The 21,499-nt window shown below is 58.0% G+C and carries 25 protein-coding genes and 3 tRNA genes; all 28 read right to left on the minus strand.

Features of this window, described 5'->3' with window-relative positions:
- Positions 1 to 8: 8 nt before the first annotated feature.
- The 28 genes from HNP33_RS15015 to HNP33_RS15150 all read right to left on the minus strand — a co-directional run bounded on the left by HNP33_RS15015 (position 9) and on the right by HNP33_RS15150 (position 21,423).
- The gene (locus tag HNP33_RS15015; protein WP_184709965.1) at positions 9 to 1,217 is read right to left on the minus strand and encodes a hypothetical protein; all 1,209 of its coding nucleotides are present in this window, start codon (positions 1,215 to 1,217) and stop codon (positions 9 to 11) included.
- A gap of 13 nt (positions 1,218 to 1,230) precedes the next feature.
- Positions 1,231 to 1,800, minus strand: a complete 570-nt coding sequence (locus HNP33_RS15020; protein ID WP_184709963.1) for a hypothetical protein — start codon at positions 1,798 to 1,800, stop codon at positions 1,231 to 1,233.
- The gene (locus HNP33_RS15025; RefSeq protein ID WP_184709961.1) at positions 1,785 to 2,252 is read right to left on the minus strand and encodes a hypothetical protein; all 468 of its coding nucleotides are present in this window, start codon (positions 2,250 to 2,252) and stop codon (positions 1,785 to 1,787) included. The genes HNP33_RS15020 and HNP33_RS15025 overlap by 16 nt, the downstream gene beginning before the upstream one ends.
- 24 nt (positions 2,253 to 2,276) lie before the next feature.
- On the minus strand, positions 2,277 to 2,663 hold the full coding sequence (locus tag HNP33_RS21355; protein ID WP_184709959.1) for a phage tail assembly chaperone: 387 nt from the start codon (positions 2,661 to 2,663) through the stop codon (positions 2,277 to 2,279).
- Positions 2,660 to 3,931 (minus strand): phage tail tip fiber protein, encoded by a 1,272-nt coding sequence (locus HNP33_RS15035; protein ID WP_184709957.1) that lies wholly within the window; start codon positions 3,929 to 3,931, stop codon positions 2,660 to 2,662. The genes HNP33_RS21355 and HNP33_RS15035 overlap by 4 nt, the downstream gene beginning before the upstream one ends.
- On the minus strand, positions 3,928 to 6,153 hold the full coding sequence (locus tag HNP33_RS15040) for a hypothetical protein (RefSeq protein ID WP_184709955.1): 2,226 nt from the start codon (positions 6,151 to 6,153) through the stop codon (positions 3,928 to 3,930). Before HNP33_RS15040 ends, HNP33_RS15035 begins: the two co-directional genes overlap by 4 nt.
- Before the next feature lie 3 nt (positions 6,154 to 6,156).
- Positions 6,157 to 6,555, minus strand: coding sequence for a hypothetical protein (locus HNP33_RS15045; RefSeq protein ID WP_184709953.1), 399 nt, complete (start codon positions 6,553 to 6,555; stop codon positions 6,157 to 6,159).
- Between the two features lie 4 nt (positions 6,556 to 6,559).
- Positions 6,560 to 7,243, minus strand: coding sequence for a hypothetical protein (locus tag HNP33_RS15050; protein ID WP_184709951.1), 684 nt, complete (start codon positions 7,241 to 7,243; stop codon positions 6,560 to 6,562).
- Complete coding sequence (locus tag HNP33_RS15055; RefSeq protein ID WP_184709949.1) at positions 7,240 to 7,623, minus strand: hypothetical protein; 384 nt, start codon at positions 7,621 to 7,623, stop codon at positions 7,240 to 7,242. Before HNP33_RS15055 ends, HNP33_RS15050 begins: the two co-directional genes overlap by 4 nt.
- A gap of 11 nt (positions 7,624 to 7,634) precedes the next feature.
- Positions 7,635 to 8,213 (minus strand): hypothetical protein, encoded by a 579-nt coding sequence (locus HNP33_RS15060; RefSeq protein WP_184709947.1) that lies wholly within the window; start codon positions 8,211 to 8,213, stop codon positions 7,635 to 7,637.
- Between the two features lie 3 nt (positions 8,214 to 8,216).
- Positions 8,217 to 8,564 (minus strand): hypothetical protein, encoded by a 348-nt coding sequence (locus HNP33_RS15065; RefSeq protein WP_184709945.1) that lies wholly within the window; start codon positions 8,562 to 8,564, stop codon positions 8,217 to 8,219.
- Complete coding sequence (locus HNP33_RS15070; protein ID WP_184709943.1) at positions 8,561 to 9,901, minus strand: tail fiber domain-containing protein; 1,341 nt, start codon at positions 9,899 to 9,901, stop codon at positions 8,561 to 8,563. Before HNP33_RS15070 ends, HNP33_RS15065 begins: the two co-directional genes overlap by 4 nt.
- 1 nt (position 9,902) lies before the next feature.
- Positions 9,903 to 10,205 (minus strand): hypothetical protein, encoded by a 303-nt coding sequence (locus tag HNP33_RS15075; RefSeq protein ID WP_184709941.1) that lies wholly within the window; start codon positions 10,203 to 10,205, stop codon positions 9,903 to 9,905.
- The gene (locus HNP33_RS15080) at positions 10,205 to 10,795 is read right to left on the minus strand and encodes a hypothetical protein (RefSeq protein ID WP_184709940.1); all 591 of its coding nucleotides are present in this window, start codon (positions 10,793 to 10,795) and stop codon (positions 10,205 to 10,207) included. The genes HNP33_RS15075 and HNP33_RS15080 overlap by 1 nt, the downstream gene beginning before the upstream one ends.
- Positions 10,796 to 10,810: 15 nt before the next feature.
- On the minus strand, positions 10,811 to 11,215 hold the full coding sequence (locus HNP33_RS15085; protein ID WP_184709938.1) for a phage tail fiber protein: 405 nt from the start codon (positions 11,213 to 11,215) through the stop codon (positions 10,811 to 10,813).
- A 2-nt stretch (positions 11,216 to 11,217) separates the two neighbouring features.
- Complete coding sequence (locus HNP33_RS15090; RefSeq protein ID WP_184709936.1) at positions 11,218 to 11,841, minus strand: DUF6682 family protein; 624 nt, start codon at positions 11,839 to 11,841, stop codon at positions 11,218 to 11,220.
- Between the two features lie 9 nt (positions 11,842 to 11,850).
- Complete coding sequence (locus tag HNP33_RS15095; protein ID WP_184709934.1) at positions 11,851 to 12,486, minus strand: hypothetical protein; 636 nt, start codon at positions 12,484 to 12,486, stop codon at positions 11,851 to 11,853.
- A gap of 1 nt (position 12,487) precedes the next feature.
- A complete protein-coding gene (locus HNP33_RS15100) occupies positions 12,488 to 12,853 on the minus strand; it encodes a hypothetical protein (protein ID WP_184709932.1) in 366 nt (121 codons plus the stop codon).
- Positions 12,854 to 12,918: 65 nt separating this feature from the next.
- Entirely contained in the window at positions 12,919 to 13,326 is a 408-nt protein-coding gene (locus HNP33_RS15105; protein ID WP_184709930.1) for a hypothetical protein, read from the minus strand.
- Positions 13,327 to 13,392: 66 nt separating this feature from the next.
- Positions 13,393 to 14,664, minus strand: a complete 1,272-nt coding sequence (locus HNP33_RS15110; protein ID WP_184709928.1) for a N4-gp56 family major capsid protein — start codon at positions 14,662 to 14,664, stop codon at positions 13,393 to 13,395.
- A 16-nt stretch (positions 14,665 to 14,680) separates the two neighbouring features.
- The gene (locus tag HNP33_RS15115) at positions 14,681 to 15,700 is read right to left on the minus strand and encodes a hypothetical protein (protein WP_184709926.1); all 1,020 of its coding nucleotides are present in this window, start codon (positions 15,698 to 15,700) and stop codon (positions 14,681 to 14,683) included.
- Positions 15,701 to 16,068: 368 nt separating this feature from the next.
- A tRNA-Arg gene (locus HNP33_RS15120) sits at positions 16,069 to 16,143 on the minus strand.
- A 6-nt stretch (positions 16,144 to 16,149) separates the two neighbouring features.
- A tRNA-Ser gene (locus HNP33_RS15125) sits at positions 16,150 to 16,240 on the minus strand.
- A 369-nt stretch (positions 16,241 to 16,609) separates the two neighbouring features.
- Positions 16,610 to 16,849 carry a hypothetical protein gene (locus HNP33_RS15130; protein WP_184709924.1) on the minus strand — a complete coding sequence of 80 codons (240 nt, stop codon included), beginning with the start codon at positions 16,847 to 16,849 and terminating at the stop codon, positions 16,610 to 16,612.
- A gap of 156 nt (positions 16,850 to 17,005) precedes the next feature.
- Positions 17,006 to 17,081: transfer RNA gene (locus HNP33_RS15135), tRNA-Met, on the minus strand.
- A gap of 111 nt (positions 17,082 to 17,192) precedes the next feature.
- Positions 17,193 to 19,322, minus strand: coding sequence for a hypothetical protein (locus tag HNP33_RS15140; protein WP_184709922.1), 2,130 nt, complete (start codon positions 19,320 to 19,322; stop codon positions 17,193 to 17,195).
- A 66-nt stretch (positions 19,323 to 19,388) separates the two neighbouring features.
- The gene (locus tag HNP33_RS15145; RefSeq protein ID WP_221452091.1) at positions 19,389 to 20,906 is read right to left on the minus strand and encodes a terminase large subunit domain-containing protein; all 1,518 of its coding nucleotides are present in this window, start codon (positions 20,904 to 20,906) and stop codon (positions 19,389 to 19,391) included.
- Entirely contained in the window at positions 20,884 to 21,423 is a 540-nt protein-coding gene (locus HNP33_RS15150) for a terminase small subunit (protein ID WP_184709918.1), read from the minus strand. Before HNP33_RS15150 ends, HNP33_RS15145 begins: the two co-directional genes overlap by 23 nt.
- Between the last annotated feature and the right edge of the window lie 76 nt (positions 21,424 to 21,499).

A 21,499-nucleotide genomic window follows, 5' to 3' on the forward strand; every position in this document is an offset into this window, starting at 1 on the left:
GTATCAACCTACTGAGGGAGTCCCATCAATCGCCGGAGATCGGCATTTGTCGGGGCCATGGTAGGTTGGGAGGTGTTACTCGTACCACTCGTAGCAGCGGGTTGCGCCGCCTGTTGCGCACGTCCGCCACCGGCGGATTGGATCTGATCGTACAAGGCGCTGGCAGCAGCCACATCGGCCTCTGTAGGTTTGAACCTCCCAGTCAGATCGGCCTTGGCGCGGTCGGCTAGGTTTCTCTGAATAAAGTCGGTGCGGCTAAGCACCTTCCCCTGCTGGATCTGCTCAATGGCCTTTGGCAGTGGAATGCCAAGAGTCTGAGCAAGATACTCCGCATCGCGTTGCAACGGGCCTGTGGTGGAGCGCATGCTACGTGGCGACTCTGGCGCCGTGAAGACTGGGCGCGGCACGCCATCCGGACCGGTGCGCACGAGGGTGGCGCCAGGAGCAACCGACTTCAAATCAGATTTTTTACCCAGATTTATTTGCTGCTGCAACTGTGTCAATGTGCTGGCTGGCATGGGCGGGATGTCGGCAATGATCTGCCCGGATGAGTCCACCACAGCAAGCGCCTTCTGTCCGTTCACATCGATCATCCTTGCGCCTGCGACATCTTCATGCAACGGCTTCCCGGTGAGTGCGGAGTGCGCATCTGCAACCGACCGGCCAAGCAATGTTGAGTCGCCAGTGTTGAGGGCTTGCACCACGCTTTGGAGCGCTTGGATACCGCCAGCGGACGCGCCTGCCGCAGCCTTGCCAAGGTTCGCGGTATTGTTGAGCGGTGCAACTTGCTCCAGGCCTTGTTGCACTGTCAGTCCTGCGCGGGCTTTTGATGCGTCAATCTGGTCTTGGATTGGCCGGTTTGCCGCATTGGATTGCGCCTGAGCCAGTGTGAGCCCGGCGTTTACATCGTTGGTTTGCTCCACAACTGGATTGCGGGACACTGCGGCACGCACCTGTGAAAGGCCAAGACGGCCCTTTTCGCCATCTAATTCAGCAGAGATGCGGTTGTTTTCCTGCCTCAAGGGGCGCAGCTCTTCCTTGTCACCGAGATCACCCAACTCGGAATCAGTGCGAGCGTTGGAAAGCATCGCCAGTCCTGGGGTTGTATCCACGACGTATTGATTCCGCGCCTTGCGGGCGGCAATATCTGATTGGTACTGCTGGGCGTCACGAAATCCTTGGATCGCAGCAAGGCCAGCGATTGCATTGAAAGCCATGTGTCAACCTCGCTTAGAAGAATGCGCCCACGATGTTCCCCAGCATTCCGCCCATTGCCGAGCCTTCTTTCTGGTTCGCCTGCGCCTGGTTGGCAGCTGAGTTGTAACCGCTGCCGAGAGAGCTGCTTGCGACTCCAGCCAGGTTGTTGCCTAGTCCAAGCGCCTGAGTCTTGCGCGTCCAGGCGGTGTCTTGCACGCCTTTGCGGGCTGCGTTCTGCGTAACTGCCCCGTTCGCCGCTTGGGCCAAGTTCAAGCCCACCATACCAGCCTGATATGCACCGCTGCTTGGATCCATGCCGGGGGTGCGGGTCAACCTTGATTGCGCCTTGGCAAACTCGCTGGCGTTGGTTGCCGCAGCATCACCGGCCGCGCGGGCGTAATTTTCCGCGCTGTCATAGTTCATGGCATCGGCCGCCACCGCCTGGTGCAACGGCACATACGTGGTGTCGTACAGATCGGCAAGGCCGGAGCCGAACTTATTCAGTCGCTCAGAAGCCGCATTCGCCCTGCCCGAACTTCCGTCGTCTGCAAGCATCCCACCGACGATAGATGCGCCTGCACTAGCTACTATTCCCCAAGACATGGCTGTACCTCCTGCGCCAATTGCTGCTTGGCAAAGCTGTCGTACTCCTCGTAGCTCTGCGCAATAAACTCGTTTTCGATCCGCTCCAGATCCGTGTCGTGTGTGCCGTGAATCGTCAGCCATCGGCTGTCAACGTGCGCGTATGCGGCACGCTTTATTCCGGGGAAGGATTCAACCACTTCACCAGGCGCCACACGCCTAATTCCGCTCTCTGTCAAAACCGAAACATCACCACTCAGAAGCACATTCAGGGAATGGTGCTTGTGAATCTTCCCCACCACAGTGACGCCGGCCGGGATAAACATCTCCCGGGCATAGGTGCCGTGGGCAAAGTGATGAGTGACCGGTGTTTCAACCTGGGTGGTTGAGTCCGCCAGCATGGCCTCCTGCAGGCGCATCAGCTTGGTGCGCATTGCAAGATCCGGCTTTCTGGTGGCAATACTGGAAGTCATGAAGTGAATCCTAGCCATCAGGCGCTACTCGTGTGGCGCCACTGGCCAGACCACGGCCGCCGGATCTTTTTGGGTTGTAACGTCGCGCAGAGCCTGCCTGTATGCTTGCCACTCCTTAGCCAGCGGAGCGCCCGCCTCTGCGGCCGCAAATATTCGCCAGTCTGTCGCGGCAATCAGTTGGTCGCGTTTGTAACGAACCTGTGCCCAAGCCTCTTCTGTTGAAATGGGTTCCTCGTCCCAAGTACAGGTCTTGATGTTCCAGCGATGCCGAGGTGATGGGCAAGAAGTTAGCGGCCAGCCAGGGGGGTAACCCAACTCGATCAAAGCCCCGTCGGGGAACACGGCGCCGCCGACTGTTCCAAAGCCAATCAAGTAGGTGCCGTCGTGGGCGTAGTGAACGGCCTGTGTCATCGTTTTGCACCTATTGCGTACAGCATTGCGTTGCCAATAGCGCTGGGTGAATCGCCCTCAAACTGCAGCGTTACCGTGGTGGTGGTGCCAGCACCGGCGTAAAAAGCATAGGCATGCGATACCGTGATGTAGCCAGTGTCCACCTCATAGCCAGCAACTGACCCACCGTTGACAAGCAGCCTGGTCCCAGTCTTTCGGAAGCCGGAGCCGTAAGTAATGATGCCCGTGGCGTGCACATACACCCACCCGGCGTAGTTCATGGTGACATTCAAGCTCACCACATTGATCCACGTTCCAAAGCCAACACCGGCCACACCCGACGGGCTTGAGTTGAATACTGGAACTGTCACAGCATTGCCAGCAATCAGCAGGGTATCAACCTGGGCCAGGCCAATCTTGGCAGTGGTGATGGTTCCGTCCGCTATAACCGCCGACTCGATGTACACGCCAGGCTGGACGATCTGCCCGTTCAGGTTTCTTGGCGTGGTGTAGACCACAAACGGAACCGCTGTTCCATTATTCGGAGAGCCAATAGCAAAACGGTCGGCGCGGACAATGAAGGTAGAAACCGTGGCGCCGTTGTTCGCCTCGCTCATCAGGCCAAAGCCAGATACATGCCCGTTCAGATCCACCTTGATTGTGTACTTCGCCATCATCTGGCCGTCGGCGGTAGCGCGCGCGGAAGTCTCTTGCTGAATGAGCGCGGTATTCTGGCCCACCTTGACTTGCAGATCCGTCAGCAACTGTGCGTAGGCAGAGATGTCTGTCGCCATGGTGGTGTACTTCTGCTGCAAGAGTGCATAGTTCCCATTCAGGACGGCGTACTGCTGGTCGGTACGAATGATGATCGCGGCGTCTGCACTGACCCGCTCTTGCCGCTCCTGGAAGAAGTTGACGCCGTTCTTGCTGACGTCGATCTTGATGAGTTCGATCCGCTCCCCGAGCTCCTTCCATAGCAGAGAGTTGCGAATATCGTCCTGGATCTTGTTGAGCAGGCCGGGTACATCCCCAGGCTTGAGCACCTGTGGCGCAGTCGAACCGCCGCCCTTTTTTAGAGTCTCGGTCGCAGAAGCAATATCGATTCCTGCGATCTTGAGTTCTGCCCGGGTGATGAACTGCTGATTGCCATCTCCGGCCGTGCCGTTGCGCACGTTCATCCCGGTTGCCATGTCCTGCAGCACCTTGCGCACATTCGGATCGGCAACCGCATTCAGAGCCGTCTGGCTGATTGCTGGTACGCCTTGGTGACGAGAGTTGGGCGCGGTCATAGGCCTGCTAGCTCCTTTGCCTTCTCGGCCACTCTCAGCTCACGGAAGCGGCCCTGCCCAGAAACCTCGATCTTCCAGCGGTCAGACATGAACCCCGCGGGGAGGCGGAAGTCGGTAACTTTCTGCGTGATGGTTTCTGTGTGCGTGAGCACATCGTCGGCATAGAACTTGATGTTCCAGTTTCCGCTGGCCACTGCCTGCGCAAAGGCAAAATTCAATGGCCTGGTCAACACCATCTCGCGCGATTTCCACCTGCACTGTTGATCTTCACCAGCGTGGAAGGCATATATTTTGGATCCGACCACGTAATAAAGCTGGTCGGCCATCAGCCCGGTAAACGTGCATTGGGCCAGGAACCCCGGCAATTCTGTCATCGTGCCGCCCGCCTCATCCAGGCGGATGACAAAAGGCGTGGTGGTGTTGTCGTGGGTGTAGGCCAGCAGGCGGCCATCGTTCATCCCAAAGCGCAGATTCTTGAGGTCGCCATTGGTGAACCGAGCGCGCCATACCTCCCGGGTAAAGAACACCTGAGAATCTCCGAGACCGGCCTGCACGCCAATGATCGTCACCAATCCGTCGGGGCTGGCGTAGATAACGCGCCCGGCCACGTTGATGATGCTCCACTTGTTCACCCCGGCCTGCTCAATGTTGAGTTGGCTGACCGTCATGGCATCAGGCGATATGCCCTCCACCAGGTAGGGCTGGGTGCGAGTGGTAATGATCGCCCCGGTGCCAATAGCACACGCACCCACAACCTGACTCTTGAGCGGTTTCACATTCGCCGGACTCCAGGCCCAAGGGCGGTAGGCTTCCGAGAAGTGCACCTCGTTTTCACGCATCGCCATCAAAATGCCGTTGGGCAAAAGCGTCAGGTTGCGCAGGTCTTGCGCGGGCGGATAGTTGTACAGCGCATTCAATTCCTCATTGAGCTCTGCGCCGTTTTTTGTGTCGCGGAAGCTGAGTACCTTAGGCCCAGTCTGCCCCGAAAGGAAAATGCTGTCGGTGTAGTAGTAGCTGGCAATGGATGTGCCGCTGCCAGTCCGATAAAAGCGAATCTCCGAAATCGGTACATACCCATCTACCGCGTCCAGCGTTGCGGCAATATCAACTATGCCCGTCGGCGTGGCGTCCAGCGTCAGAGGATCTGAGGGTGGGCCCTCTTCGTTGTACTGGTTGACGTAGGTGTAAACGTATGCGCGGGATTCAATATCCTTTTCCTCGGCGCCCGCCGTCATCTGGGCGTCAAACATATTGTTCTGGTTCTCCACCTTGACCAGATTGAGCTCAACAAACTGCACGGCAGCATAGAAGCTTGAGTTGCTGGTGTAGATGTCCAGGTATGTTTCGCCCGTCACCTTGTCCTTGGCGATGATGCGCAGCACTTCAAATGCCCCGTCCGGCGTGGCCTGGTCAGCGGGAACCTGAGATTCGTTGTTGGTCGAGTTCTCCAGCTCCGGTTTTGCGCAAGGCGCAAAGTAGCTGCCTGTGTAGGTGAACCAAGTGTCAGAGGGCGACAAGTGGTAGTACGCATTGAGAAATGCTCGGTCAGGCTCGGGCAAGCCGTGGTTGTCCAGGTACTCGAATATTGGCCAGCCGTTGGCAGCATAGGTGACGGGATTGCCTGCAATATTCGTTGGCCGGTTCGTCGTGGCAGAAGTCACCTTCTTCTTTGGCGCTGTGAACCGGGCGTTGGTCAAATTGCCGCTCGCGTCGAAAGTGGGCGTAACCGCAATAGCGCCCTCTTGGTGCTTGACGTTACCGCTCTCGTAATGGAAGCGATATTCAATGTTGTGCTTGTCTTTGTTGATGCGCTTGAGCAGCAGGCCTCCGCCGGCCGGGATGGTTGGCGGAGTGGTTGGGCGTGGCACGCCCACCTTGTAGGAGGTTCCCGGAACTCCACCGGTAGGCCTGGTGCCCATACGATCTGTCACCCTGAACCCGTCCGATCCCGTGTAGTACAGGCGTCGATGCAGGTCGTTTGCAATGGGTGAACGAACCGCATCCACATCACCGGGCCATGAGTAGAACGTCAGCCCGTCCTCGGTCCATATGCTCGATGGCTGATTGCTCATCGAGTTGATGTAGAAACCGGCCTTCATGTTGCGCAGCTCGCCGTAGGCGAAATCGCAATGCTCCGCAAGGGTGGCCGCTGCCTCCGGCAACAAAGACTCTTGCACCCTCGGAAAGATACCAGTGAACTTGTTCAGGATGAACCCGGCCATTGGTTACTCCAAAGGCGCCATGTCCGTAGTGGATGCCTTCCACGCGGCACGGCGCCAGTTAGCGCCCCATTCCTTTGTCATGGCCTCTTCACCGTTCTCGCGCAATTGCTCCATCACCCAGGCGGCATGACGGCGCTTTTCCTCCCGCTCCTTGAAACCGACATCTTTTCTTTTGGCCCACACGGATACAACACCGGTGAGAATCGTAAACAAAGCGCCAATGATGATGCCCATGGTGTCCACCGAAAAACTCGAAAGCCAGGTCGGCGCGACCCCGGCATCCGTTGCAGCTTTGGCTATGCCGCCGGTGAAGGTGAACCCACCGATGGCATAGTTAGCTCCAGCAGAAATACGGCCGATTACAAAAGCGCGGCTCTCATCGAGAAGGGATTTGAATGACATTTTTCTACCCTCTCCCAGGCAGCACGGAATAAGTTAAAGGCGCGCGCAAGTCAAAGCCTGGAATCGGATACCACTGCTGCACACCATCCCGAAACACATTGTCTATTTCGTAGCCAACTCGTACATGCAGCCCGAAGCGCCCCACGATGCGCTTGAATGCCGTGAGCTGCCAAGCATCTCCGCAGCGGAGGACGGTTACGCCGCCGCCGGTGTACTCCTGCACCGGTGTGTCAGCGCTGACAGGCAGCCCCAAGCGGTAAGCCAAGCCCTCCCCAGCATTGCGGCGATACCAAGCCTTGCGGGCCTTCTGGCTGCGGGGGTGGCTGCCTTCGCACCAGTAGCAGGCCTCGACGGCCGCCTTGTACTCGTCCGAGGCCGGGTCACTGTTGAGCCACTGGCCAGGCTCTGGGCGGTGCGTGGCCGGGTTCCACGGCACGTTGTCGCCGTGGGCGGTGATGTTCCCCATTGGGCATATGTCACTGTCCAGCATGTCCGGCTTCACGGCAATCAGCCGCTCATCGCCCCAATCCAGCATCTTGGCGATCTTGCCGGCCTTGAAAAGCCGCACCTTCCACTTGCCCCACATGAGGCCGTCTGAGCGCTTGTCGGCTTCCTTGAATGCTGCGATTGCCAGCGGCTGCAGTTCCGCGGGCATGTTGGTTTTGGCGATCAGCTTGGCGATGTTCATGACGCCCCCGTGGCAGTAGGTGGCAACATGGCCGCGGTAGCAATAACTTGCTGCGCCTGCCGAATGTCTTCCTTGATGAAAAGAGAAGTGAGCGCCGCAACAATGGCCACGCCCTTCATTAACTGACCAAGCGAAGTGCCAGTGTCTGGGTCAATCAGCTCAATGTCCGAGGCCAGTAGTTCTGCATTGACAGATGTGTAAAGAGGTGGGATCGGCACATAGCGATAGTTTCCGTCTGCGCCAAGAATCTGCTCTTCCCGATACCAAACGATCGATGGCTCTCTGCCAAACGGATTTTCCAGACTAGCCCGCGCAACCCGAATACGACTTTCACCAGGGGAAACGGCAGGCATGTATGGTTTTAGTTCTTCACTTGTCATTTCATATTCCTTCACAGATTAACAGTGGTAAAAGAATTACTTGTCCAAGGCACACCAGAAAAAGAACCCATTAAAGTGCCATTATTTGCACCAGTGAGTTCGGCTTGTGTATTTGCTGCACCAACCTTGAAGGAGGTTGTTTGCCCCCCAACTCCAAGACCACAAAGTGCAATTTGCCGAATCGGAGCAGCCGAGGTGAGGCGAATAATAAAAAATGCAGACGCCCCAGAAAATGACAAACCAGTTACCAATTGATTGTCAGTGATAGTTGTACGCCCTACATTTCCGGAGCTACTATTAATAGGTGAGCAATCAACACATGTGTCAGTGTAATCAGCGCCTCCCGCTACAGTCCTAAATTCCACTTCATTAATGGTTGGTGTGTTGTAATTTCCAGAGGTGACTATGTTATAGATTTTCCAGAATTGGAACGATGGAATATTACTCTTCCCATATAAGTCACTGAGCGAAATTATTCCTGATGTAGGCACCCCAGGCGCACAACCGTAATATGCAGATAGGCTATACCCACGCCCGAATTCCGCATGCGCCTGCGCCATTGAAATGGGTCCCGAAGATGGCATCACCATTGCTTATCCTTGCCCTGTTGGCATTGCAACGCTTGCGTTTTCCGCATCTCGCTTGCGTGCACGAAATACGTAATAACTCTGTACTGCAAGCATTAGTTCTTGTCCAGTCATCATCCTAATTTCTTGCCCAGTATCTGGATCTATCATTGGAAATGTTTCAGACAATGCTTCTTCATCAATCACATTCAGTAGCATGCCTGCGTTGGCATATTTATAGGTTCCATCTGCGAGCAATATCTGATCTTCTTCAATCCACACGATGCTTGGGGAGCCACCATATTGATTATTCATTTCAACACGGTTAGCACGCTTGCGTACGGTTCCTGGTTCGGTAATTGGCAGGTAGTTCATGATTGCGTTGACTCCAGTTGTTGAATACGCTCTTCCGCCTTTAGAAGACGGATTGCAAGTTGCACACAGGAAACCATTGCAGCATTGCCATAAGCCACTGACAAAACGCCTTCCTTGTTATTCATGACAACCTCGGGCAGAAGATTGCGCATGCCCTGAGCCGATATACCGGCTTGTCGCTCGCCGCTGTCGATACGGGTAAAAGTCCCATGCAACAAGCTAGCCAGTTGCTCAAGAAAGTCGCTGGATAGCGGCGCCCAGTCCTTCTTGAGGCGCTCATCGGAATACGCGGTGACGTTGCCTGCCGATGTGTAATTCCCAACTGTGTCTATTGAGAAGCGAACTTGGCCTGAACCAGCAGACCAGCCACCACAACGCAGCACGTTGTCTGTGTCAATTCCGAAGTTGATGGCATATGAACCTGCACGATGGAAGGACATGAACGCAGCATCTGTAGGGCTGCCGATCACTTGGAACGTACTACCGTTCACCGCAGTCAATGCCCCTGTGTTCGGTGCCGTGCTAACAAGTCCCGTCAACTGCCCACCAGCCAGTTGCAATCTCGCATCCAGCGATGCCTGCAGGTTGGCAACAGACGAGATCGGCTGTGTGCCGGTATGGGTTGCACGGTCGCGGAGCTGGGCATCGGTAGCGTTGGCAGTCGCTCCGGCTGCCACGGCCGCGAGCTTGTTCTTCTCGGCCGTGGTGTAGTCCTCGGTGGACAAGGCTTTGCCTGCTACCTTGTCCACCTTGGAATCCAGCGCAGTCTGCAGCCCCGTCACGCTGGAGATCGGCTGCGCGCCGGTGTGCGTTGTCCGATCACGCAACTGTGCATCGGTCGCGTTCTTCGTAGCTTGGTCAGCCACCCCGGCGAGTTTGCTCTTGTCGGCGGTGGTGTAGTCTTCCGTGGACAGGCCCTTGCCAGCCACCTTATCCACTTTGCCCGCCAGCCCGTCAGTAACTTGCGCCTGCTGCGCCAGATTGGCAAGGCCACCCGCCGTGATTCGCATGCCGATGTAATCCCCCGGCACGTAGTTCTGTGGCTGCGTTCCCTCTTGTGCTCGCTTTACATAGAGGCGCAATTCATTAACTACTGAGGTGTCAACGGCCAACACCTTCAATATCTCAATGTTGCTTTCGACAGATCCGGACTTCTTGTATCCGGTCATCATGTACCAATCGCCGTCGGTCAGTTGGGACAGGAACACCGCTGCACCGGAACTTATGCGGAGAATTCCATAGTCGAGTTCGTTATCTGGGTCGCTGGTCGTGGGAGCGGCCTTCACCGGCGCGGCGAACTGCGAATAGAAGTTATTGATAAATCGCTGCTTCGCCATTTCAGTCATCCTTCACGGTCATCGTGAATTCGTTTTCCTTCTCGCGGCCATCGTTTGTGACGGCAAGAACGGTGATCTTGTAGCGCCCTGCCGCTGGCTTGATGCACCACACCTTCACCCGCTGGTGCTGCACCGCGAATGAGCGGCCAAAGACCGAATACGGGACATCTGCGCCACTGGTGATGCTCTGCACCTTGACGGTTGCCGAGGTGATCGTGTCGTCAATCGGCAGGAACTCCGAGAAGTCCATGTCATAGTCAAGCGTCTCCGACGGCTGCTGGACGAACTTGCCAACGATTGCCATTAGCCCACCTTCATTTCTCTGTTCTGGAACGGCACGTACATCACGCGGATGTCCGGCGCGTCCTCGTCATACGGGATCTGCTTCACAGTGTCGCCAGACACCGTTACTCGTACCTGCATCGTGAATGGCACCTGAACCCGGAACCGCTCATAGCTGCGCGCAGGCGCTGGGCGAAGCACTGCACTGGCAATGAGAGGCAGTGATCCGCTAGGCCGAAGAGTTTTGAACCTGGCGGCCAAGTCGGCGCGCGGCGCACTGTTCACCTTCCCTTGGCTGATGTTCCGCCTTGGATAGACCGTCACATGGGGAACCAGTAGCACCGACTGCGCAAAGGTCAGCTTTGTGCGCGAACGGTTCAGTCCAAGGACTTTGATCTGCGCCGCCGGCGCAAACACGGTCCGGCCACTGCGAACAAGCGTCTTCCACAGCGATGACAGCTCAGCCCGAGCGACTACCCCCAACGGCGCGCGTGCCCGGACTCGCCCCCCTGGGCGCAGCACTGCGGCCACGTTGAATGTGGTGCTGACACGCTGAATCGAGTCCTCGATAAGCTCGTTTATCAGCGCCGCGTTGATGCTCTCGGTGTTCATCGCCGCGGAGTCGCGTTACAGAAAGTTGACGATCAGGTCGCCGGTCAGCGTGGTGGAATCAATGAAGTACACGTCATTGATGTTGAGCAGCTTTGGCGCTGGCAGGGCCTCGCTGATAATTAGATTCCCACCCGTTGGTGAATCGACAATGCCAATGTGGGTGATAGTCACCGGCGAACCGGTCACAGGCGCAAACTCTGCGCGCTCGGTGTTGAAGGTGCTACCGTTGTTTGGAGCAGCGAACGTAGGCGCCTGGATGCGGGCATACCAAGGGGCAGCCACCTCAGTGCCTGCGGTGAATGAATCCGTCGGGTCAGCGGTGAACAGGGCTAGGAATCGGCCAGGTACACCGGGCATGGCGATGCCCTTGAGCCAGAAGTTGGCGGTTGCGTTGGCGGCGTAGGTAGAAAATCCAGACATGGTTATGCCTCCGGTTTAGCTTGCTGCAGGCCGACATCGGCCACAAATGCTTGGTAGAAACTTGCCGCCTTCGAGTCCGTAGCGGCTTCGGTGTCTTTGCTGTGCGCGCGGAAGCAAACCCAATTGAGGATCGCGCCGCGGTAGATGTCTGGAATGGCAATAGGCTGGCCAGCGTTGATGTCCGGCGGTACTGCGCTGTATGTCATCAGCACGAAGCCGGTGCCCGTGTTGGCGGGCCACACCCAGAACTGCTCCCTGATGTGCGGGTCAGGCATGAAGTGCACTACATCGAGTTGCGGCTTATCGGCCGGCCACTTTGCGCGCGACTGGTCCAGGTAGTCACGCGAAGTAGCGCGGATGCGTTTGCCTGGTGTCGCACCGTTGGTACCTAGGTTGTAGGCCAGATCAAGAACCGTGATCGCTCCAGCCGGCGCACGCTGCAAAACGCCCTCAACCAGCTTCTTCGATTCGGTCTTGGTGTAGGCCTGTGGTACCGCGTTGACGATCTGAACCTGCGCTTCGTTGAGCCAACCCAGCAGCTCGTCTTGCTTCCAGCGAGTTTTCTTCTCGTCCTGCAAGATGATGGAGGCCTGGTCGATGAGGCGCTGTGCGACGATGCTGCCCATTGCCGATCCTTAATGCCTGCTTCGCGTGCGCAGTGGCGCACGGGCACGGTTGGTGATTGCTCCGGCCTTGGCGTTGTGCATCGCGTTGTGAAAATTCACTCGGTGCATAGCGCCCAGCTCTGGCGCTGTCCATGGCTTGCCGGGCATGAGCATCAAGCGCGCAAGGGCACCAGCCACAATGTGCTCACCCCATTGCGTCCAGATCCAGCCGGGGACAGTGGTGGCGGCCCGCGAAGGCTGCAGCACCATATCGATCTCCAGCACGCCAGCCTGACTCGTGTGAGGCACTGGCTGCAGCAGAATCTGTTCGGTGTCGTTCTGGGCCCAAAAGCGCGGCGCTCCGGATGAGTCGCCATACTCCGCCTCATCCAGCCACTTGCCCTTGTTGGCCGGATCCACACGCTTGCCGCGGTAGCGCACTGCCTCCACGCGGGCCACGTCGGCGCCCATGTCAGGCTCCAGCTCCACGGCTCGCTCACCGGCCGTCAGGCTGGCGTCTGACTGGGTGAAGAACCAGACTCCGGAAGTGGCGCAGAACTCGATGGCAGCGTTGCGAATGGCTAGTTCGGTGACTGGCGAGGACGGATCGGCGGCCAGGTGAGGCAGCACATCGTCCACGGCATCGGCAAGCGTGAAGGCGGCCATATCAGTCTGCCGCGTTGATGGATGGGTCTACCACCGCGCCTTCGGCTTCGAGCTCGCGCACCTGGTCAAGCAGATCGGCCGTGGCCTTGCCCTTGAGATCCTTGCCGAACTTGCGCTTGGCGTAGTCGCGCAGCTCACCGGCGGTGAATTTGTCCAGAGACTTGGATTCAGCCGTGGCTTGCAGCTCATCCTTTTCAGGCGCTTTGCTGCCCTTCGCCAGGCGGAACTCCGTGGGATGTTTCAGCAGCACGGTCGCTTGGGCGTCGGTGACTTCCGCAACCGCACCCTTGCCCTTCCATGTCTTACCGCTGTGCGCCACGCGATCCGTGACAAATGGCTTGCGGCCGATGTATTCGATGACTGGCATGTTTTGGGGTTCCTATGAAGAAAGCCCGCACCACGCGAGGCGGTGCAGGCATTCACGGGCTGGGCTTAGATGCCCTCAGGGGCTTGCAGAACGGTCAGGTCCAGGCGGCCAGTGGCGGCCGCGCCGGTAATGGTTGCCGTCACGAAGTAGCGAACCTTCTTGCGCAGCGGTGCGGCTGCGCTTCGCGCCACACCGGCAGCAGCAGTGTCGGTGGCGGGCAGCAGGGCTACGGCGTCTTCTGCAAATGAAGTGCCGTCATATGCCTCGATGCCGATAGATACCTTGCTGCCCGCGCCCAGGGCGCCGAACACCAGCTTGGCGTCGTGAATCTTGGTTCCGGCAGAGAAGTCCAGCAGGCGAACCTTCGTGCCAACAGGGGCGGCATTCAGGATCACAAAGCCGTGCTCGGCCGCTAGGCCGCGGTCACCTACGTACTGCACGGTATCCAGAGAGGGGGCGTTGATAGTAGCCATGATCTAATCTCGATTCTGGGAGGCTATGCCTCCCGTTATTGATTGAAGAATTGAGCCGGGCTCACGTTACGAGGCGAGCAAAGCCCGGCCGTCGGCGGATTCGATGGCAGGTGCGTAGGAGTCGAACACCGCGCAGCCGTGGTCGGTCATCACGCCGTCAATCTCGAAGCGGATCTTGGCGGTGCCTCCCATGTCGGCCGCAACAATCTCGATCACGTTGTCTGCGTCAGCCTTCCCCTCATACCAGTCGTAGAAGTACGCGCTCTCACCACCACTTCGGCCATACGCGCGGCCCAATGCCTGAGCGCCGACAATGATCGAACGGTCAGTGGGCACTGCAGCAGTTTTTTCCACTGGCGTGAACTTGTCATTCGTGCCCTGGTCAACCTGCACCTTGTCGCCCGCATTAAAGCGGATGGCGTAGCGCTTGAGGGTGGCAATCAGCATGCCGCCCCACATGATGGTTTCCATGTTGTCGAACAGCGGATGCTTTGCACCAGGAACCTTGCGGGCCACAGCGTCTGCAACTGCCTTGGTCCATTCGGTGTTGGTGGCGCGCGTCCTGAGGTACAGGAACTGACGCTCGGAGACAAACCACACGTACAGCGGTGAGTTCCAATACTTGTCGTCGTTCTCGTACTTGATACCCTGCAGAGGGATTGTCGATTCGCGGATCTGAGAGGCCACGCGCTCGATGTCCTTGAAGGTCATTGCGTCGGTGGTGGCCAGCTCTTCTACGCTGGTTGCATCACCTGCGTAGAACTGCCGATTCTTGGTCGGAGCCTGGACATCATTGACCATGATGCCGCTGAAGTCCTCATCAGAAGACTGTGGAACCACCCAATCAGCGTGATTCTGAGAACCACGCGCACCAGCCAGTTGAACCAGAGTGCGCTGGTCTTCCAGGCGGCCCATGTAATCGGTAAGGCCCGTCATCACCACATCGCGCAGGTTGTGCACAGTGCGCTTCTGCGACATCTTGCCGCCGTTGTCAGCGCCGGCGCGGGTCTGGTTGATCCAGATGTCCATGCTGGAGCTGGATGTTTTCATCATCTTGCCCTGCACGCGGGTATCACCCATCACTGGCTTGCCGCGCAGAGGGTTGAACAGGTCGATGCTCACGCGGTCGCCAGCAGTCTTTGACAGATCACCAGCCTTGACCACGGGGTAACCTGGAGCGGTCTGATCCTTGGACTTGCTGCCGAACTCTGCGTTCTTGGGCATCGGGCCCGAGAGCATGTTCAGGAAGCCAGGAGCCTGCTGCACCTTGGTGAACAAGCCTGCAGAGAAGACTTTCGCAGCCAGTGGGCTGCCAATTGGAATGGAATTTGCTGCCATAGTGATTTACCTCAATTCATAGCTTGGCGAAATACGCCGCCTGTTCTGCAGGAGACATGCTCTGCAGCTTTTGCGCGATCTGCGCAGCCGACAGGTTCTGTATTTCGTCGATTGCTGTTTCTTTTGGCGCGGCGCCTGCCGGGAACTGCTGCAGCGATACAGGCATTTCGGAGTGCTGCTCCTTTGCCTTAGCCACAGCGGCCGCCTTGAGGTCTGCCGCACTTGCCTTGGTAGTCCCGATTTCAATGGTCTTACCCGTTGAAGACTCCGCCATCTCAACCGCCTTGGCGAATCGCTCCGCCATTGGCTTGTCGGCCCATGCTGGTTGCTTCATCAGCAGCTCATCGAACTGCTGAGTCACGGCAAACATGGCAGGATCGTTGGCCTGGATGTGCACCAGCTTGGGCACAGCATCGATAGCCTCCTGCACGGCTTCACGCGCTTGGTGGGCCTGACGCTCTTGCGCACTTTCGTACGCCTTCTGCATCGGGTCCACCTTGGCCGTGATCTGGTCTTCAAGGTTCTTGCCAATGCCTTGCAGCTTGGCAACTGCCTTGTAGACAGTCGGGAAGTCTTCCTTCAGTTCCTGCAACTCCGCGTCGGTCAGTTCACCCGCTTTGTCCATCAGCTCGGTTGCGCGCTCGGTGTCAGCATCACCGGTATTACTGTTTTGCTTCGCGCGCAACTGCTCAAGCTCGGTCTGTGCTTGCTGGTATTTGGCATTGAGTTCATCGCGCTCGCGTTGCGCCGCTTGACGTTGCTCTCGCTCACCAGCCAGGACAGTAAAAGGAAGAACGTGCTTGCCGTTTTTGGACTGAATGCCATCAGCGGTTTGCGGTTCGTCCTCGCCGTCGCCTGGGGACTTCTCAGGTTCGTTCACCTTTTCGGTGGTTGCAGTCGAATCCGCTGCAGGCTGGTTCTCTGGTTCAACCTTCTCCGCGTCGTCCGGTTCTCCGGCTGACAGCTTTTCGTACAGGGCAAGCGCCTCCGTAGGGCTCAGGTTCTCAGGGATTTGGTCTGCTTCTGGATTTGCCATTTCTTTCGGTTCTCCGTTTAACGCACTGGTGCGAATAGGCCTGCATTGAGGACTTAACCCTGTCCGGGGGATCAACTGGGCCAGTGAGTCGAAATTTATTGATTATTTCTTACTCGTATCGGAGAAAATTGAGCAAAACAAAACCGGCGCTCGGCCGGTCGAAAAGATCATCATGAGTAGCTAATTTCAGAATATGAATACATTGATACTCATCTGGAGCATCCAGGGGAAGTCGAATCCCGCTCTGCGCAGCTTGGAAGGCTGGCGACACAACCCGTGTGCTTGGATGCCTGTCTGACAGGGGCCACGCCCTACTACAGGGAATGGCCCTCGATGCCGGTTCGCCACATAGGCGGCAGGCTGGTTGCTGGTGGGCCCGGAAGGAATCGAACCCTCATCCCCCGGTTCGTAGCCGGGAGTCCTGTCCATTGAACGACAGGCCCAGAATCTGGCGGAAGCACAAGGAATCGAACCCTCACCCGCTCTTCACGGATGGCGACGGTTTTCAAGACCGTTTCCCGACCTTCGGGGCATGCTTCCAATAGATGGCGGCCAGGAACTCCCGACCCTACATTGCTGCTTGACCATCTTGTAAGCGGGCAGGGCTTGATACCTGCTTCCGCGTTTACGGATCGGATGAATTTCCCGGTTGCCCGGGCTCTTTACGTCAATCTGCCGTGCGTGTCCTTCCACGCCGCCGCTTAGAAGATGCCCATCACGGCTGCCAGCTAGTTGGATGAAGCCCTGAGGTCTGCGATCCTCTTTGGCCAACTGGCATGCGTGATACCCATCGCTGAGAATTTGTGCCAGCTAACCAGGCTGGCCGGACCAGTTACGTGTCTGATTCCCTATGACCCAAGGGACGTATAAAGGACTGTTCTGTTTCCAGGCTATCAGTTGCCCATGCCATTAAGCGAAAGCAGCGTCCAATGCGACAGACTTCTTGGAAGAAGCCATGGCCTTGGCGATTGCGTTCTTGGCAGTCGTAATTGCGTTTGCATTTACTGTGGTTGCTTGGTTTCGCCTTGCGGCCGGGCTCCGCTTGCCCGAGTCGTAAATCTCCGCTTCCTCGCGCTGTCTAAACCAGGTCAGCCCCATCAAGTCATGCATCTGCTCATTCTCAGGACACTCTTGCGAGTGCGTCTTCATGAAACGAGAACCTCCAAATGCATGGCTTGGTGGAGCTGGGCGGAATCGAACCGCCGTCCAACACGCATCTACTTCAACCTCTTGGCAGCATCACTGCTTGCCTCACGACCATTAACGCTAACTGCAGGTGACGAACTTACCCACTCGCCGCGTGTCTGGTTGCAATGGCTGGACTTGAACCAGCGACCTTCGGGGTATGAACCCGCCGAGCTACCAACTGCTCCACATTGCAGAATCAAGATGCTCAACCAATGGCTCACATACGGCAGTGTTTCCACAACTCAAGGAGGGCTCCATGTTGCGGCGCCCACCCGCAACACCATCAATCAAGCAAGGCTCAATATTAAATTGAGTTAGGATCACTTTGCAATACGCGCGGAGCGATAATTGTTTCAGGTTGTGGCGTGGATTGCACAGGCGGAATGTTGACGCCAAAGCCAGAGGCGACAGTCTTGAGCGCCTGTAGTGTGGCCGCTAGCTCCACCGCCAACCCACGCGCTTCCATCAGCGTCTTCTCAGCGTCGGCATCCTTGGCCTTGATCTCTGCTGCGGTCTTGGCGTTGGCAAGCGCGGCCGCCTCCTGCTGGATCGCCATCTGCGCTTGCTGGGCCTGCTGGTTGGCCTCCTGCTCCGCCTGCATCTGTTCTGGCGTCTTAACTCCGGCCACCGACCGGATGCGGTCGGCAATCTCGAATTTCCGTGGGCTATCAGTCTGCTCAAACACGATGTCGGCCACAGCGGCCTGCATCTGCGGTGGCAGAGACTTGACCATCTCCGTCATCTGCTGCATCTGCTGCATCTTGAAGCTTGGTGTTGCAGGTACATCGTCCAGCACCAGGACTGGTCGCACGCGGGTGGTGTCGTTCTCTACCGTGGTCTGCCCAGTTGCTGGATCCGTCACGCGGCGGTTGAACACAATGACCCTGGCCTTGGCACCCTGCCCGATCTTGACACGGGTTTCCTTGCCGAGCATGTCCTGCAGGCGCATCTCGAAAAGCATCTGGCCAGCGATGCGGCGCGCGATGCGGTAGTTGTCATTCAGGTCGGCCAAACCATTAACGCCCTGCTCCACCAGTGAGTTGATCGCAAAGCCGCTGGTTGCGCTGGAGTTCTGGCCCATCAGCGCCTTGTGCACGCCCGAGGCCTCAGGGATGCTCTGCTTGGCCTCTTGCAGCGCCTGGAATTGCTGCGCAGAGATGTCGGCCCCACTGTCCACCTCAAAGCGAGAGTTAGGGCCGCGCTTCTCATTCAGCAGGATATAGGCATCTTGTCGAGATACCTCAGCAGCGGCAGCCTCATGATCTACCACGGCGTCAGCATCGGCAATCACCCGCTTGCTGTTCATGGCCCACAGCATCTTGCTCTTGCGCGCATTGACTTCGCGCTGCGGCGAAAGCATCACGCGGATGATGCCGTACGGCGCGCCGGTCAGGTCCTCGCGCTTGCCAAAGAACGGGACATAGGGAAAGAGCCGGTGCTGGTACGGGCTTTCCACGTCATAGAGCATGTGAGGGCCGACATACCAGGCAAGCCGCACCTTCTGGAAAACGGCCGGCTTCACCTGGGCGCCGTCTTCAACAATCAGGCGCTGGTGCTCCGGGTTGTCAAAGTCACACTCCACCACGGCGCCGGTTGGCAGCCTTAGTGTGTAGCCTTGCACCGCCTTGCGGTACCACACCTCGGAGATGAGCACGCTGTTGTCCACCCGGTTGACATACATGTGCTCGCTCAACCGGCTGTCGCGGCTGATGTCGAAATGCTGCATAAGGCCCGTGTTGCCATTGTCAAGGATCGGGTCGTACCCCTGCCAATTGGTACCGCACTGGCGCAGCAGCTCGGCAAACATGGGGAACATGCCAATGGCGTCATCCAGCAACTGCCAGCGACGGCGGATCAGGTAGCGCGCGTCAGATAGGTCGGGCTCCTTGCTCCGCCAGTCCCAGTAGATCTCATTGCGGTGCACATACCGGGCGGTGTAGGCGTTCTGCGCCAGGCCGTCGCGCTCGCGCCCGATGTACACCCAGCCGAGCCCCGCCTTGACCTGGGCGGCGTACGCCTCCGAGGTGGCGCGATCTAGCCCGGATTCCGTCTCATCCCGCTTGACCAGCAGCGACAGGCCCTCGGCCATATCGTCGGTGCACACATCGTCGTCCTCGGCGCGCACGCGGAAGTCGGAGCGGCTTTTCACCTCCATGCCGAGCACAGTGTCCACCGTGGGCTGGATCAGGTTCGTGATGACCTCGGGCTGCCCTCGGTCCTCAAGCGTCTCCTTATCGTCCTGGGATAGCTGGTTGTTGTCGTAGAAGTCGCAGCAGATATTCGCCTCGGTGCGCCATCCGCTGGGCTGCTGGGGCAGCTCCATCATCCAGCCTTCAATGATCTTTCTGTCGAGCGGCTTGTCTGCAAGCTCAGGCGCGACTTCGGTTGCGTCGTCGGTCGGGGTTGTCCCGAAGTCAGCGGTAATAGTATTCATGCGCGATGCCTGGTCAAAATAGTCGCAGTTGCGCAGATTTTGTGGATGCAGGCTAACTCGTACCACTCACACCCAGCTCGAACCACGGCGGCGGCGCACTAGCTGGCCCGCCTTTGGCTTAGGTGGGGTGGCGGCGTAGCGCAGCATCATGAAGGCGTAGCGCGTGGCCGCCATCAAGTCATCTTGCAGCTTGACCACCTTCCCGTCCTTGCGGTGGTACAGACGGAACTCGTCAAACCAGTCGGTCAGATTGCTAAACACCTTGATCCGTAGCGGCTTGTCCTCGCCCGTGTTAACTCGCTGCTGCTCGTAGCGCGCTGGGTCATTGGCATAGAAGCCATCCAGCATGGCGATCAACCCGGCCTCGACCGATGTTCTGCTTACGCGCCCTTGTCCATCCGGTGAATGCCCCTCGGGGAATTTTGCATTTTCGTGCAACATGGCGACACCCTGGGCGCGGTATTGCTCGGCCAGCTGCTCGCCAGAACCCTTCTCGTGCTGTAGGCCGTCATGTGGCCATGCCATCGGGATCCAATCGCCCTTGCTCTTGATGGTGGGCGCCTGCTCTGCAGGAGTGGACTCACGCACCCGCATGGCGTCGTACACGTAGATGGTGTTCTCGTCTCGGTCCCAGGCGAGCCAAGCGGCTGCGCTAGGGTGATCCCAGCCAAAGTCCATGCCAGCGATACGCGGCCACAGGTCCGGCAACGGGAATGGGTCAACCGATATGAGTGAGTCTGCAACAGGGAAGATTCGCCCACTGCCAAGCGTTGGGATGCCCTTGGCGCGGGCCTCGCGCTCATGCTCGGGGTAGCTGGCAATGATCTCGGCCTTCTTCTCTGCTGTGTAGTGGCCCACATCGTCAATGGTCATGTTCACGTCCTTGCGCGCGGCCGTCGGGGCCTGCAAGAACAGGCGCACCACCTCCGACATACCCTTGAGGGGCGTGAACGTGATCCAGACAATCCCGCCGGTGGCATTGGTACGTGTCAGCGTCTCGGTGTAAATATCAAGCGGCGGCTCCTCATCCAAGGCCGCAAAGTCCAGGGTTTCGCCCTGCAGCTTGGAGCGCCCTTTTTCATAGCTTTTGAAGTACAGGCGCGACAGCCCGCCAGACTTGTGACGCACCGCCACACTGTCCACTGCGTCCGCAATGCCCTGGGCGCGCTTGGGCGTGCCAACGATTCGATCACCAGGGATAGTGCCAGTGCCCCACTCGCCGGGGCGCCCGAGCACCAAGCGCTGCAGCGTATCGCGGGTGGACTCCATGGATTCGCCCAAGGCCCAACCAACCACCGCACGATCCCAACGGCGCCCTCCCCACCATTCCGGGTAATCGCCCGTCAGGTGCATGGCTATCTCATAGGCACTGCTCCAGGTCTTACCCAACTGGTTTCCGGCACGAAACAACCGCTCACGATAGTGCGCACCCTCGTTATGGAAGTCGATCTGCCTGGGATACGGGGCATAGTCGTACAGTTTTCGGCGGGCCTTGCGCCTGGCCTTCTCCTGCAACAACTCCAGGAGCTGGACCTTTTCTTCGCGCGTGAGCTTGGACAGATTAGGCTTTGCCTGTGTAACCATTGATTTGCCTGTCGAGCTCATCATCTTCCAGCTCCGTCACATGCTTGACCTCGATGCGCTCCTTGAACATGCCAATGTGCTTGCCGATGTCCACCAGGGAAGCGCGCTTGTCCGCCAGTTTGAACTTGACGCGCTTCACCTCGCGCGCATCCTCGCCACGGCCGTCAACATAGTCCTCGACCGTCACCTCAGACAGCGCGGCCGCCTGGTCACGGGTCAGGGCGGAGAAATCCAGCACCGGGTCGCCGTCGGGACCGACGCGCATGTAGTCGTGCATGTTGGCGAACCCGATCTTTGCCAGCTCCTTGAGCACCATGTCCTGGGTGATCTCTACCCGCTCCGCCCGCTTTTCCTTCGCTGCCTGCACGGCAGCAGCTACGCTAGCATTCGCTAACAATCTGGCCGCCTGCTCGTTCGCCGTCCTGGGCGAGTAGCCAGCGCGAGTTGCAGCCTGCGTTCCATTGAGGTCCACAAGGTACTCGTCTACAAACCGCTGCTGCCTGGGCGTCAACGCCATCAATCCACCCTCAACTTTCCTCGTTCAATAAGCCACTGGGCGGCAATCAACCGCTGCCTTGCCCAAGCCTCCGATA

Origin of the sequence: Comamonas odontotermitis, assembly GCF_014207855.1 — a bacterium.
Lineage (GTDB): Bacteria > Pseudomonadota > Gammaproteobacteria > Burkholderiales > Burkholderiaceae_C > Comamonas > Comamonas odontotermitis_A.

What these genes read in the sequence shown, in the direction of transcription:
- HNP33_RS15025 (WP_184709961.1), bottom strand. Translation starts at nt 2,252, where the DNA reads ATGACTTCCAGTATTGCCACCAGAAAGCCGGATCTTGCAATGCGCACC.
- HNP33_RS15040 (WP_184709955.1), bottom strand. Translation starts at nt 6,153, where the DNA reads ATGGCCGGGTTCATCCTGAACAAGTTCACTGGTATCTTTCCGAGGGTG.
- HNP33_RS15150 (WP_184709918.1), bottom strand. Translation starts at nt 21,423, where the DNA reads ATGGCGTTGACGCCCAGGCAGCAGCGGTTTGTAGACGAGTACCTTGTG.
- HNP33_RS15065 (WP_184709945.1), bottom strand. Translation starts at nt 8,564, where the DNA reads ATGAACTACCTGCCAATTACCGAACCAGGAACCGTACGCAAGCGTGCT.
- HNP33_RS15090 (WP_184709936.1), bottom strand. Translation starts at nt 11,841, where the DNA reads ATGGGCAGCATCGTCGCACAGCGCCTCATCGACCAGGCCTCCATCATC.
- HNP33_RS15080 (WP_184709940.1), bottom strand. Translation starts at nt 10,795, where the DNA reads ATGAACACCGAGAGCATCAACGCGGCGCTGATAAACGAGCTTATCGAG.
- HNP33_RS15130 (WP_184709924.1), bottom strand. Translation starts at nt 16,849, where the DNA reads ATGAAGACGCACTCGCAAGAGTGTCCTGAGAATGAGCAGATGCATGAC.
- HNP33_RS15140 (WP_184709922.1), bottom strand. Translation starts at nt 19,322, where the DNA reads ATGAATACTATTACCGCTGACTTCGGGACAACCCCGACCGACGACGCA.
- HNP33_RS15050 (WP_184709951.1), bottom strand. Translation starts at nt 7,243, where the DNA reads ATGAACATCGCCAAGCTGATCGCCAAAACCAACATGCCCGCGGAACTG.
- HNP33_RS15060 (WP_184709947.1), bottom strand. Translation starts at nt 8,213, where the DNA reads ATGGTGATGCCATCTTCGGGACCCATTTCAATGGCGCAGGCGCATGCG.
- HNP33_RS15015 (WP_184709965.1), bottom strand. Translation starts at nt 1,217, where the DNA reads ATGGCTTTCAATGCAATCGCTGGCCTTGCTGCGATCCAAGGATTTCGT.
- HNP33_RS15095 (WP_184709934.1), bottom strand. Translation starts at nt 12,486, where the DNA reads ATGGCCGCCTTCACGCTTGCCGATGCCGTGGACGATGTGCTGCCTCAC.
- HNP33_RS21355 (WP_184709959.1), bottom strand. Translation starts at nt 2,663, where the DNA reads ATGACACAGGCCGTTCACTACGCCCACGACGGCACCTACTTGATTGGC.
- HNP33_RS15020 (WP_184709963.1), bottom strand. Translation starts at nt 1,800, where the DNA reads ATGTCTTGGGGAATAGTAGCTAGTGCAGGCGCATCTATCGTCGGTGGG.
- HNP33_RS15115 (WP_184709926.1), bottom strand. Translation starts at nt 15,700, where the DNA reads ATGGCAAATCCAGAAGCAGACCAAATCCCTGAGAACCTGAGCCCTACG.
- HNP33_RS15075 (WP_184709941.1), bottom strand. Translation starts at nt 10,205, where the DNA reads ATGGCAATCGTTGGCAAGTTCGTCCAGCAGCCGTCGGAGACGCTTGAC.
- HNP33_RS15035 (WP_184709957.1), bottom strand. Translation starts at nt 3,931, where the DNA reads ATGACCGCGCCCAACTCTCGTCACCAAGGCGTACCAGCAATCAGCCAG.
- HNP33_RS15100 (WP_184709932.1), bottom strand. Translation starts at nt 12,853, where the DNA reads ATGCCAGTCATCGAATACATCGGCCGCAAGCCATTTGTCACGGATCGC.
- HNP33_RS15105 (WP_184709930.1), bottom strand. Translation starts at nt 13,326, where the DNA reads ATGGCTACTATCAACGCCCCCTCTCTGGATACCGTGCAGTACGTAGGT.
- HNP33_RS15110 (WP_184709928.1), bottom strand. Translation starts at nt 14,664, where the DNA reads ATGGCAGCAAATTCCATTCCAATTGGCAGCCCACTGGCTGCGAAAGTC.
- HNP33_RS15085 (WP_184709938.1), bottom strand. Translation starts at nt 11,215, where the DNA reads ATGTCTGGATTTTCTACCTACGCCGCCAACGCAACCGCCAACTTCTGG.
- HNP33_RS15145 (WP_221452091.1), bottom strand. Translation starts at nt 20,906, where the DNA reads ATGGTTACACAGGCAAAGCCTAATCTGTCCAAGCTCACGCGCGAAGAA.
- HNP33_RS15055 (WP_184709949.1), bottom strand. Translation starts at nt 7,623, where the DNA reads ATGACAAGTGAAGAACTAAAACCATACATGCCTGCCGTTTCCCCTGGT.
- HNP33_RS15045 (WP_184709953.1), bottom strand. Translation starts at nt 6,555, where the DNA reads ATGTCATTCAAATCCCTTCTCGATGAGAGCCGCGCTTTTGTAATCGGC.
- HNP33_RS15070 (WP_184709943.1), bottom strand. Translation starts at nt 9,901, where the DNA reads ATGGCGAAGCAGCGATTTATCAATAACTTCTATTCGCAGTTCGCCGCG.